The following is a 12218-nucleotide window of genomic DNA, read 5'->3' as shown; positions in this document are numbered from 1 at the left end:
CAAAACGTTAATTCACCTGCGAACTTGCGGGCTGTTCTTTTGGGAGATGATGGATCCTGCCTTTAAGTACATCTTCCCAATCAATGAAAGGGTAGATGTGGTATTTTTGGGCCTGATCGTCATACAGCGCTTTCAGCTCATTTAGTTTTTCGGGGTATTTATCAGCTACATTGATTCTTTCGTTAAAATCTGTTTTAAGGTCATATAATTCCCAAACATCTGTGTCGAAGTTGTTTACAGCCGGCCCGGCTACGGTGCCTGTTTTCGGTCTCGAAAGATCTATCACGTCCGGATGGTGGAATACTTCAGCCTTCCAGCCATCTTTATAGACAGATCTTGAACCAAAAATGTAGTAATACTGGGTTTTATGCCTGGATGGCGCATTAGCATCTTTAAATGAATAAACAAGTGAAGTGCCTTGCAATGTATCCTGTTTGATGCCCCTGATGTATTCCGGTGGATTAATGCCGAGGTATTCTAAGGTGGTCGGCAAAATATCAATCACATGCCCGTATTGTGTTCGGATACTGCCAGCATCTTTAATCCCTTTTGGATAATAAACAATTAAGGGGTTGCGGGTGCCCCCTTCGGCGTTGGCGTCCTCTTTCCAGTATTTAAACGGGGTGTTGGCAGCCTGCGCCCAACCCAGCGGATAATTGGTTTGCTTCGCATCTGGCGTACCTATCTCGCCTATTTTTTCAAGATTATGTTTTATGTTTTCCTCTTCGCTAACAGGATTTCGAAAAACTGACCGGTCTATATCCCCGTTGAATGTACCTTCTTTGCTGGCCCCGTTATCGCCAATAATTACATAAACAAGCGTGTTATCAAGCTGTTTGCTTGTTTTTAAATAAGTAATCAGGCGACCAACTTCATTGTCGGCGTAGGTTAGGTAACCAGCATAAACCTCCATAAACCGTGCATATAATTTCCTTTCATCTTCGGGAAGCGATTTCCAGGCTTTAATATCCGGGTTGCGTTCAGGCAAAACAGCATTGGCAGGAATAATACCCAGTTTTTTCTGATTGGCAAAAACCGTTTCGCGGAAAACATCCCAGCCGCCATCAAACTTGCCTTTATACTGGTCGCTCCATTCTTTGGCAACCTGGTGCGGAGCATGTGTAGCGCCCGGTGCATAATATAGAAAGAATGGTTTGTCCGGAGCCGCTTTATGCTGACGGGTAAGGTAGAAAATAGCTTTGTCGGTAATCTGCGTATTTAAATTACGCCCGTCCGGCGTAACATGGGCGTTGTCTTCCACCAGGTCAGGCTGATATTGATCAGTTTGTGAACCCAGGAAACCAAAGAAATGGTCGAATCCCTTACCTAAGGGCCAGCGGTCAAACGGACCGGCGTCTGTGGCGTCCTCATCAGGGGTGAGCCCATATTTTCCTACGGCAAAAGTATTGTAGCCATTTTCACGCAGAATCTCGGCAATGGTGCCTTTGTCTGAGGGGATCCGCCCGTCATAGCCCGGAAAGCCTGCTGACAGGCTCGTATGCGCAAACCCGCCCATGTGTACATAGTGGTGATTCCGGCCGGTTAATAATGCAGCGCGTGTAGGGGCGCAAATTGCGCAAGTATGAAAATTGGTATACTTTAGGCCAAGGCTAGCCAACGTATCGAAATTTGGGGTACGGATTACACCGCCAAAAATTGACGATGCGCCAAAACCCACATCATCCAGTATGATCAATAAAACGTTGGGTGCGCCTTTGGGCGCTTTTATGGGCGCCGTCCATGATTCTTTGGAATCTGCTAAAGTTTTTCCGACAACGCCCTGAAAGGGCTGCTGTTGTTGGGTTATATTTTGGGCTGATGCAAAATTTAAAGCAAACAACCCGGCAAGTAGCAATGTGAATTTGCCTGTTGTATTTTTTGATGGTGTTTTCATTTTTTAAGGTTTATTAACCATGGTTTATTTAATTCATCCGGTTTGGTTATTGCTTTGCTTGCGCAAACAGCGCGCTAGCGTCCTGAATGTGGTTATTCGCGTTGATGGATACGGTCTGAGTTTCAACGGGGTCTATCCTTACCATTGGTCCATTTGGGGCTAATTCGCTGCCTTCAACGTTTGATTTAAATATCGGCCATAATAATTGCGCGTACCATGGGTCCGCTTCGTAGTGCGATATACCGTAGGTTTTTGGATATTGGCGGGAGATCAGGGCGGTGCCGAATATAATGTCCCATAAAAAAAACATGTTACCAAAATTGCCTTTATAATAGCCCACTCCATCGTCGGTTGTAGCAGCATGATGTGCGTGGTGGGTTGCCGGTGTTGATATGGTGCGTTCAAGTATCCAGGCCAGGGGGTGCAATACTTTATATTTATAAAACGGTTTATCCCATGGTATGCTGGAGTGTGCCAGCGTTGTAATAGTGCTTTTTATTGCCCTTACAACGATTGCCGGAATACCCAATCCTAAATAAACCAAAGCAAGGGTTAAATAGATTTGGGAGAAAAACAGCGTGTAGATAGCATTTTGCCTGCTGGCCATGGCCATGCCCATATAGGATGCCGAGTGATGTGTACGGTGAAAACGCCATAGCCATGGCACCTGGTGATGCAGCCTGTGATACCAGTATTGTGTAAGGTCATCCGCGACAGCAATAATAATACAGCCCCAAAAGAAGGGAACCCAGGCAAATACATTGGCTAAACCAGGCAGTAAAACGGGTAAAAAGTGAAGGGCAACATATGCAAAAATTGGCCGCAATACCAGTATTGGTGCAGCAAAGCACGTAATGTCAACCCATCGTTCATTTTTTGGCCATTTTCTTTTATAGAGCCCGAATGAAAATTCAAGCACACCTATAAAAAATATTAAGAATGGAAACCCAAAACTATCCAGGTTATCCACTAATTTTTTCACGAAATCAAATATTGCTTCCATTGTTTAAGTTATTATGTGTTTTTTTAATTGATTTAATTTGTTCTTTCTGAACCTGTCTTTTTTCCCAGGGACGCTGTCCCGTAAAATAAAAGGTTAAAAACATGAGCAGAATGGGGAGTATGTAAATGAATAGGCTTAACAGCACATTCTTTACAATGCTTTGTTTAACTTCTTTTTCAATTTTCATGATGCGGTGCTTTTAGTGGGTTGTGTAATCTGTTGATTCGCCCTGTCATGGTCGGCGAGCAATTTCCGGGTGAGCCACAGGCCGCCGAAAATGATGAGGAAGGGGATAATGGTAACAACGATGCCTACCAGTATTTTTTTCCCGATTAGTGTTACATCTGATAAAGTCATATAAATTCAGTTAATGGTTCATAGTTGATAGTTCATGGTTGATAGTTCGGGGTCATCAGGCTTATTGCTATGAACCATGAACTATCAACCATGATCTCCTTAGTACCCGGGGTTTTGTGTCAGCTTCGGATTGAGCTGAATTTCCACCTGCGGTATCGGAAACAAGGTGTTTTTGCTGCTTGCGGCTGCCTTTGCAGGGTATTTATGTAAGGCGTCTACCAACGTAGTACCGCCCCTGCGTACAAGGTCGAACCAACGCTGCCCCTCCTGTATAAATTCCTTTCTCCGTTCTAAAAAAACGGAGTCCCTGAAATCAGCCTGGTTTAGCCCGGGAGTAAGACCCGGCACATTGGCCCTGGTGCGAACCTGGTTAATGGCGTTATAGGCATCAGGGGTAGGCGTTCCATTTATTTCATTTTGAACTTCAGCATACAACAGCAATATTTCGGAATAGCGGATAACCGGGTAATTGATCCCGCTTTGTGCCTGCGTGGTCAGCGGGTTTAAACTGTAATCAACAAATTTGTTAAAGTACGGCGCTGCAGAACCAGTGTAATAAACAGTTTGACCTGTTGCCGGGTTATATTGTGAGCTATAAAAAGTTACCGCCCTGCGTGTATCAGTGGGGCTATACAATTTATAAAGGCTGCTATCTGCCGGAATATCAATTGGCCATATACCCGGATTAAAGGAACCAAATTCTTCACTTAAAAATTGGGTGCTGTTTACCGCGCCAAGGTTTGTCTCGAACTGAACGGAAAAAATATGCTCAACACCATTTTTTGTTGCTTTTTGAAAGGCATCCCTGAAATTTGGGAAAAGAGCGTAACCATAACCGCCGTTAATCACATCATTTAATTGAGCCAGCGCATTTGGCCAGTCTTGCAGGGTCACGTATACTTTTGCAAGTAATGCATGTGCAGCACCTGCCGTAGCCCTGCCTTTATTGGCACCTGTATATGTTGATGGCAGGTTTGTTGCATCCTTAAGGTCGGCAATGATCTGCGCATAAACAGCGCTTGCGGGAGCTCGGCCAACCAGCAGGGTACTTACATTTATGCTGGTAGCGTTATGTAGCACCAGGGGGACATCTCCATATAAACGAACAAGGTTAAAGTACAGCAGCGCCCGTATAAATTTTGATTCTCGTACTAAGCGGGCACGCTGCGTTGTATCAAACTGAATTACCGGGATGTTATCAATTGCAATATTCGCCCTATTGATACCATAGTAATGTTGTTGCCATATTTTTTGCACGCGGCTGTTTGCTGCTACATACGTAGCCGTACCCAAAGCACGAACGTCAGGATTGGTGTTGCTCGGGCTATAGATCTGGTTGTCGCTGCCGTTTTCAACCAATAAATTGAGCTGGCGGCCATAAATAGGGAAATCGCCGGCAGGATCGCTGTTCAATGTGCTGTAAACCGCGTTTGCTGCTGCGTTTGCGTCGGCTGCCGTTTGGTAAAATTGCGAGGAAACAATAACCGAACTGGGATCCTCAGTAAGCTTTTTGCACGAGTAAAGCGTACTAAAAAAGGCAATTATTAGTGTTATTGAAAGTGTATTTTTCATAATTGTCATTATTAATCTTATTAAAAGGTTACGTTAATGCCTGCCAGGAAGGTCCGTACGGGGGGGTAGGTACCGTAGTCAATTCCTTGTTTGGTGTTATCGTTATCATAAAAGTTTGCTTCCGGGTCAAGTCCCTTGTATTTGGTTATGGTTAACAGGTTTTCTCCTGAAACATAGATCCTTACTTTTTTGGCCCGGATTTTCGAAAGCGTCCCTATTGGGAAAGTATATCCCAGGGAAGCATTTTTCAATTTCAGGTATGAACCATCCTGTATATACCTGTCTGTTACCTGGGGCACCGGCGAATCAGTCACCCTGGCAACAGTGCCGTTTGGATTGGCTGTGCTCCAGCTATTTAACAAGCTTGCCGAAACGTTTTGGGTTAAAGTAGGCCGCTCTAAACTTTGCTGTAAAAGGTTAAATATTTTATTACCATAGGAACCGTTAAAGAATACGGAAAGATCAAAATTCTGGTAAGTGAAAGTGTTGGTTATGCTTCCGGTAAACCTGGGCTGTGCGCTGCCAAGGCTGTGTTTGTCGCTTGTGGTAATTTTGCCGTCGCCGTTATTGTCAACGTATTTGGTATCGCCCACCTGCTGCGGCACACCGGCTAAAAGTGGCGCTCCGTTTGCCAGGTCTTTAGCGGTTAAAAGCCCGTTTGTAGTGTAGCCCCAAAATGTACTAACCGGCAGGCCCACCTGTACAATTACCGGCGATACCTGCCCGGTAGGCGCTAATGGGAAATAGCTGTTAACACCCGGCCCCAGGCTTAAAACCTTGTTCCGGTTTAAACCAAAAACAATGCTTGTTTTCCAGCTGAAAGCATCAGCTTTAATATTATCCGTATTTAATGCAATTTCGATCCCCTTGTTTTGCACGCTGCCTACGTTTTCAAGTTCGCTTGCATAACCGGTATATAGTGGCAGGGGTACACTAAGCAGTAGGTCGGTTGTCTTTTTATAATAGGCATCAAAAACCAGGTTAACACGACTGTTAAAAAGGCCAAGGTCAAAACCCAGGTCGTATTGTGTTGTCGTTTCCCATTTTAAATCCGGGTTTGCCAGTTGTGAGGGTGCAATGCCGGTTACCAGGGTACTGTTAAAATAATAATTAGTAGGGGCTAATGCCGATAGTGAGCTATACGGCGGCACTTCTGAGTTTCCGGTTTGCCCTGCGCTCAGTCTTACCTTTAAATTATTGATCGTTCCGGCGATAGGTTTAAAGAAATCTTCTTTATCCGCATTCCATGAAAACCCTGCAGACGGGAAAAAGCCCCATTTATGATTTGCCCCTAATTTTGAAGAGCCATCAGCACGCCCCGACACGGTTAAATTATACTTGTGTTGATATGAATAATTAACCCTTGCCAGGTAGGATTCTAGCGTAGATGAGGCACTGCTTGATGAAGGCAGGTTGGCTACACCGGCGTAGGAAAGATTATTGAATTTTAAAAGATCATTCGGAAACTTTTGTGCAGTGGCGACAGCTGTAGCATTCTGTGTGTTTTGAATGGTGTAACCGGCCAGTAAGTTTAAAAAGTGGGTATTGTTAAAAGCATGGTCATAAGTAAGCGTATTTTCATTCAGCCAGCTTAACTCGTTTCCGGCTCCAACCGAAGCATAACCACTCGCCGCGTAACCCGTGGAGCTTCCGGCCGGGGAACCCGTGGATGAAGGCGCATAATAATCCTGGGTGGTATTCAGGATGTCGACCCCACCGGTTACTTTTAATACAAGGCCGTCAAGTAGTTTATACTCCGCGGCAACGTTTCCCAATATCCTGGTAAGTAGGGTGTTATTGGTAGTAGCTGTAATATCTTCCAGGCTATTTGTGGGCGTCGCCAGGTAGGGGTTGGCAGTATTATAACTGCCGTCGGGATTTTTGATAAGCGCGACAGGCGATGTAAACAATAAATTGGCATAGGCATTGCTGAAGTTAATGCTGTTGTACGGGCTGCCATAAAGTTTGCTTTCTTTACTTTGGCTGCCGAAGACGTTTGTTGTTACTTTGAAGCGTTCGGAGATTTCTTTTTCGTAGTTAACCCTCGCTGAATACCTTTTAAATCCCGTATTTAGCACAGTACCTTTCTGGTCGAAATAATTTCCGGAGATCAGGTACCTTGACCGTTCATCGCCACCCGATACAGATAATTCATCATTTAATATCGGCGCATTCCGGAGTGCGGCTTCCTGCCAATTGGAGCCGGCCCCCAGGGCGGATATTTGAGCATCCGAAAAAGTGCGCGCGGCGCCATCAGCGGTATTTACCTCGTTTACAACGGTGGCCCATTGGGAAGCATTGAGCAGATCGAGGGTTTTGGATACAGACTGCACACCGTAGTAGGAACTGAAATTCACATTATTAGTTCCTTTCTTACCTTTTTTGGTGGTGATGATCACAACCCCGTTTGCGCCATGGGAACCATAAATGGCCGTAGCCGATGCGTCTTTTAAAACCTCTATTGACTCAATATCGCCGGGGTCAATAGTCGAAAGCGCATTTACGCTGGCGCCGTTGGAACCTACGTTAGCGTAATCGTTGTTGTTATAAACAATAAAGCCATCAATAACATATAAAGGGGCATTACCAAATGAAATGGAGTTACCGCCGCGAATACGTACCGTAGCAGTTCCACCCGGCTGTCCTGAGTTTTGTGTAACAGATACGCCTGATACCCCGCCCTGCAAGATATTATCAAAGGACGCCTGCGGCTGGGCGATCAGGTTTTTGGGTACAGACGCTATTGAGCCGGTTACATCGCTTTTCTTTTGGGTGCCGTAGCCAACAATGACTACATCGTTAAGCTGGCTTACGTTTTCAGAAAGCTGTATGGTGATCGGGCTGCCATCGGCAACGGCTTCTTTTATTTTGTAGCCAATAAAGCTTACAATAAGCGTGTAAGGGAATTTTTGGCCGGTTATGAACGAAAACCTCCCTTTTTGATCTGTTAATACGCCGTGGGTAGTCCCTTTAATGCGCAGTGCCACACCGGGAATGGTTTGTTTTGTAGCAGAATCTATAACCACCCCTTCCAGCCTCGAGTTAATTAGGGGTTTGGCGTCTTCCTGCGCCAGTACGGTGAAAGGGATAGTTAAAAAAATCAGTATCTGAAGTAACCCGATGGTTACCCTTCTGTTATGGATAAATATTTCCATATATTTAACGGTTTTATGTTAATGATTAATTGTTAGTAAAACTATTTATGATGATCAGTGAGTGATTGCCGTTACTGAGCTGATGCATCGTTGAAATGACCGGCGAGGCTTCCTTGCCGGTTTTTTTATTTAGATGATATTGGTTTTTAGTTCATTGCAGATTGTTTATAATTTATAAAAAGGTGTTTAGTGTGTATTGATGAATCCATACTTATCCCTTTAGATAATTGACCAAAAATAAGCGGAGGATAGAAGGAGAGAATTCGCCCTGATCAACAGCACATACAGATAGAAGCACAACACATCATACCCACTAAAGGCAGTATGCGGTTGTTTGTCGACTTATTGCACAAATGAAAAAAAGCTGTCATGGCGTTTATTTAGCGCAGCAAATATAATAAATTTATTTAAATACTACTAAATCCATAGAATATATATTTTATTCATAAAATAATGGAGGAGAGATCAAAGGTGTTGACTGGTAAGTCAAATAGGAGAGCGATTATTTTGAAAGAATAATGTCCGAATTTGGTCGGAAAACACTGTATATCATAATATTTCTGCTCGAACTGGCTTGTTCCGGGTTAGACAGCTTAAATGTTTATCAGAGAAATTTTTAGCGTAACCCAAAAAGCCTGCAGGGTTTTCCGGCAGGCTTTTTAGGTTTATTGAAGCTGTAAAAATTTTATTTATAGCTGCTCTTATGATTAAAATCAAATATCCTCGAGATCGTAAAACCGATACGGTACTGCCCTTTTCCAAAATCCGCCTGGTTGTTGCTCAGGTAATTGATCTCTGATACTGAACGGGCATTGGTAATATTAAGGGTAAATACGTGCCCGCCGGTTTCAATCTCAAAGCCAAAACCCAGCGGGTCGGTAAATCCGTTGGCGCCAGTCCTGAAAGAGGAAAACGGATGCGCATAATCAATAATCAGGTTTAAATGCCTGGTTACCTTTAGGCGGGCTGCTGCGGCAAGCGAAAAAAATCCTTCCTGGTTGCCGGCAACTAAGGGGTATGCAGTATTATCCTGAACAAACCCCGGCGAAACCTGTAAGGTAAAATTTGAGCCAAACTGTTTGGCAATGATCAACTGGCCGAAATAGGAGAGCCTGTCGCCAAAACTATTGTACGTATTGTACGGCCTTACGCCAGCCTGGCCCAAAACAGTTAATGAAACCGGTACACTGTTATCTGTTGTCTGGTGCAGCATGGCATATTTAAGTTCCAGGTCCACCAGGCCGCCAAGTGTTGGCTGCGTGCTTCTGCCGAAATGGATATTTAAATTATCGGTGATCCCGTATTCAAAGCCGATATAAACGTCGGCTACGTCATCTAATCCGTAAAAGAACCGGCCGCCGCCGTTTTTTCCGGCAAAATCACCAAAACGGTGAATAACCATAAAATTAAGCGTTTTCTTTTTTACGGTTTCTGTAGTTTGGGACAGGATGAGCCTTGTTGACCTGAAACCAATAACCGGTAAATTCTTTTGATCGCTGCTCATTGAATTTAGTAATGAATCGGCCGGGGTGCTGGTTTTTGAGTTATCGGCGTTTTGTGCCATTAAGCCTGAACTTACTATAAGAAAGGCTGCTAACATTAGGTGTTTTTTCATTTTATTGTTTAGTTGGTTGGGTTATATTTTGTATAGGTGGCTGAAACATCCACTTTGATGCTTTCGGCTATATTGTGAAATACAATGCTTGGAATGTCTATGTGGTGGTCGGCACATTTCACCATAAAACTGGCTTCCATGCTTATTACACCGTTTTTGACGACCAGTGTCCCAGGGATGGTCCTTTTTTGTGATATGCCATGAACGCTAAGGCTCCCTTCTGCGGTAATCGGGTACGAGCCATCTTTTGTAATATCAACCGGCTCTTTAACGGTGCCGTTAAATATTGCTTTCGGGTATTTATCGCTTTCCATATAATCCGAGTTGAAATGGTCCTGCATAAGCGATTTTGCAAACTGGAAGGACCTGATGGTAACGCTGAAACCCAATTGGCCGGTAGTTGGGTTATAAACCGAGGCTCCTGTTTGGCTGACTGCCTTGATATCTTCGATCGGTGCGCTCGAAAATAAATTGATCCTGGCATTTTTGCAGACATAAAGGTCTTGTCCTGCCCGGTTGAAGGTCATCCAGGCAAGTAAAATAATACTGATATACTTCATTTTTCTAGGGTGTTGATGACGAATTTAAGTTCCAGCTAAGCCCGATGGCCACTCCAGTTGTTTGCAGCCGTACCTGGCTATACCCAATGTTTGCAAGGGGAAGTTTTACGTAGGGCTGTATCGTCAATCCAACTTTTTGGTTCAGCTGGCGCTGGTAGGTGGCGTTCAGATTAAGCACTCCGAAAAAATATTTATTGCTATTGGGCACTGTATAACTTGACGGGCCGGTTATATATGTATTCGCATAATTAAACTTATAACTCTCGTGCACCATAATATAGGACGAAAGACCGGTGCCGATGGTTATTCTATTTTGACGTTTGTTAAATACCTGGTAGCCTAAGTTAATAGGTATATCAAGCATGCGGCAATCAGCCGTAACATTTATAGGGTCGGCCTTGAAATGATACAGGGTATGGTAGTTGTCAAAGCCGGTGATATAGGGTTTAACTGAGTAAACTGCACCCGTAGTTATGGTTAATTTTTTTGTTACCTCAGCCGAAAACTGCAAGCCAATATTGGTGCCCACTTTACTTTGCTGAAAAGAGCCAACTCCGTTTATATCAGGCGCAGCCAAAACAGTAAGCGCGTATTGCGGTATAAAAGCGCGTTTTGTATTTATCTTTTTGATGCTTTTTTTATCAGGGGATGTAATGGCAGCATTAGCAGAATTTCTTTTCGATAAATCAATTACGGGTAATGTTTGTATAGCCAGCTGCTCGTTTGCAAATTGTGGCACAGGTGCTTTCGATACCAGCATTTCGCCAGACCGGTTGACCAATGTGTCATTAACTGTTATACCCTGGCCGGCGGTACGGCGGGCGCCGTCGGCAGATGTTAAAAATATTTTACTTCCTGCACTGTTTTTACCAGGTTTTAAATTGCCGGCATAGGTAACAGGCGCAGGTGTTGTGTTGATGGAATGGGTTGCTGTTTGCCGGGCAGGCCCGCCGTTTTTACCGGAATTTTTTTGTGGATGATTTATAGCAGTCAAATGCATTTTTTGCGAATTATGCTGATGAGTTGCCCCCTTAAAAAACCACCAGCCAAAAACCACCAGCAATAAGGCGGCTAAGCCACTTACTACAGGCAGCCAGTAAACAATACCCCGTGGTTTTTTATGCCGTTCCAGCATTTTTTCAAGGGCACCCCAATCTTCCTCCCGGAAACCGGCCTGGTAAACAGGATCCTCCAGCTTCTTTTTGAAAAGATCATCTAACCCTTCATTGTTCTCTTTGTTCATTCTCTAATACCTTTATTTATAAATACCCCATTCATGTTTACAGCATTAATAGCTACATACGAGGTATTGTAATCAACGCCGTTATTGTATCTGGCACTTTGGGCCGATACATCGGCCTCCAATATCATTTGTTTAAGTTTTTGCCTGGCTTTATGCAAATTTGATTTTGATGTGCCGGCATTTATATTCAGCATCTCGCCGATCTCTTCGTGCGAATACCCGTCGATAGCAAACAGGTTGAATACTGTACGGTAGGCCTGTGGTAGCCTTTGAACCATCGCTAACAGGTCGTTATAATGCAGGTTCCTGTCAACAAGTTCTCCGTCGGTAACATGTTCCGCCATATCCAGGTCCTCGGTATAAGCCGTTTTTAAATTCGACCTGTAAAAATCAATGGAAACATTTCTCATGATCTTGCCGAGCCAGGCTTTAAATGGCCGGGAAACATCGTAGCTCTCCATATGCGTAAACACCTTAAAAAAGCCCTGGTTCATTACTTCAGCAGCCTCGTCCCGGTTTCCGGCATAACGCAGGCAGATGCCCATAGAAAATCCGTAAAATGCTTTATAAAGCATTTTCTGACATTTTCTATCCTGTTTAATACAGCCCCCGATAAGTTTATGTAGCTCTTCTTCGCTCATTAAGTTGTTTAACTACTCGCTTTGTAATAAATTTCCTTATCCTTCTACATCACGATTGCCAGTGCCCAAAGGTTGCCTGAACATCAGCCGGTTTTGGTAATATACTGATTGTCAATTATATATTTTGTCTGCTAAAATATCCATGGCGCTATATTGCAGCGGGTGAGCAAAAAATTTG

The 12218-nt window shown here is 43.9% G+C and carries 9 protein-coding genes; all 9 read right to left on the bottom strand.

Features of this window, described 5'->3' with window-relative positions; all coding sequences use genetic code 11:
• Nucleotides 1-7 precede the first annotated feature (7 nt).
• The 9 genes from MgSA37_RS26445 to MgSA37_RS26405 all read right to left on the bottom strand — a co-directional run bounded on the left by MgSA37_RS26445 (nucleotide 8) and on the right by MgSA37_RS26405 (nucleotide 12040).
• A complete protein-coding gene (locus tag MgSA37_RS26445; protein ID WP_096356636.1) occupies nucleotides 8-1894 on the bottom strand; it encodes an arylsulfatase in 1887 nt (628 codons plus the stop codon).
• A gap of 46 nt (nucleotides 1895-1940) precedes the next feature.
• Complete coding sequence (locus MgSA37_RS26440) at nucleotides 1941-2897, bottom strand: sterol desaturase family protein (RefSeq protein ID WP_157750757.1); 957 nt, start codon at nucleotides 2895-2897, stop codon at nucleotides 1941-1943.
• 183 nt (nucleotides 2898-3080) lie between these two features.
• On the bottom strand, nucleotides 3081-3254 hold the full coding sequence (locus MgSA37_RS28650; RefSeq protein ID WP_172885376.1) for a hypothetical protein: 174 nt from the start codon (nucleotides 3252-3254) through the stop codon (nucleotides 3081-3083).
• 99 nt (nucleotides 3255-3353) lie between these two features.
• Nucleotides 3354-4826 carry a RagB/SusD family nutrient uptake outer membrane protein gene (locus MgSA37_RS26430; RefSeq protein WP_096356632.1) on the bottom strand — a complete coding sequence of 491 codons (1473 nt, stop codon included), beginning with the start codon at nucleotides 4824-4826 and terminating at the stop codon, nucleotides 3354-3356.
• Nucleotides 4827-4846: 20 nt separating this feature from the next.
• Nucleotides 4847-7981 carry a SusC/RagA family TonB-linked outer membrane protein gene (locus MgSA37_RS26425; protein WP_096356630.1) on the bottom strand — a complete coding sequence of 1045 codons (3135 nt, stop codon included), beginning with the start codon at nucleotides 7979-7981 and terminating at the stop codon, nucleotides 4847-4849.
• Between the two features lie 685 nt (nucleotides 7982-8666).
• Nucleotides 8667-9596, bottom strand: a complete 930-nt coding sequence (locus MgSA37_RS26420) for a DUF5777 family beta-barrel protein (protein ID WP_157750756.1) — start codon at nucleotides 9594-9596, stop codon at nucleotides 8667-8669.
• A gap of 8 nt (nucleotides 9597-9604) precedes the next feature.
• Entirely contained in the window at nucleotides 9605-10156 is a 552-nt protein-coding gene (locus MgSA37_RS26415; RefSeq protein WP_096356626.1) for a YceI family protein, read from the bottom strand.
• Between the two features lie 4 nt (nucleotides 10157-10160).
• Nucleotides 10161-11399, bottom strand: coding sequence for a hypothetical protein (locus MgSA37_RS26410; protein ID WP_096356624.1), 1239 nt, complete (start codon nucleotides 11397-11399; stop codon nucleotides 10161-10163).
• On the bottom strand, nucleotides 11396-12040 hold the full coding sequence (locus tag MgSA37_RS26405; protein WP_096356622.1) for an RNA polymerase sigma factor: 645 nt from the start codon (nucleotides 12038-12040) through the stop codon (nucleotides 11396-11398). The genes MgSA37_RS26410 and MgSA37_RS26405 overlap by 4 nt, the downstream gene beginning before the upstream one ends.
• Between the last annotated feature and the right edge of the window lie 178 nt (nucleotides 12041-12218).

Source organism: Mucilaginibacter gotjawali (assembly GCF_002355435.1).
Classification (GTDB): Bacteria; Bacteroidota; Bacteroidia; order Sphingobacteriales; family Sphingobacteriaceae; genus Mucilaginibacter; species Mucilaginibacter gotjawali.
The sequence above is the reverse complement of the archived record's forward strand: the minus strand, read 5'-3'. Positions and strand labels throughout refer to the sequence as shown.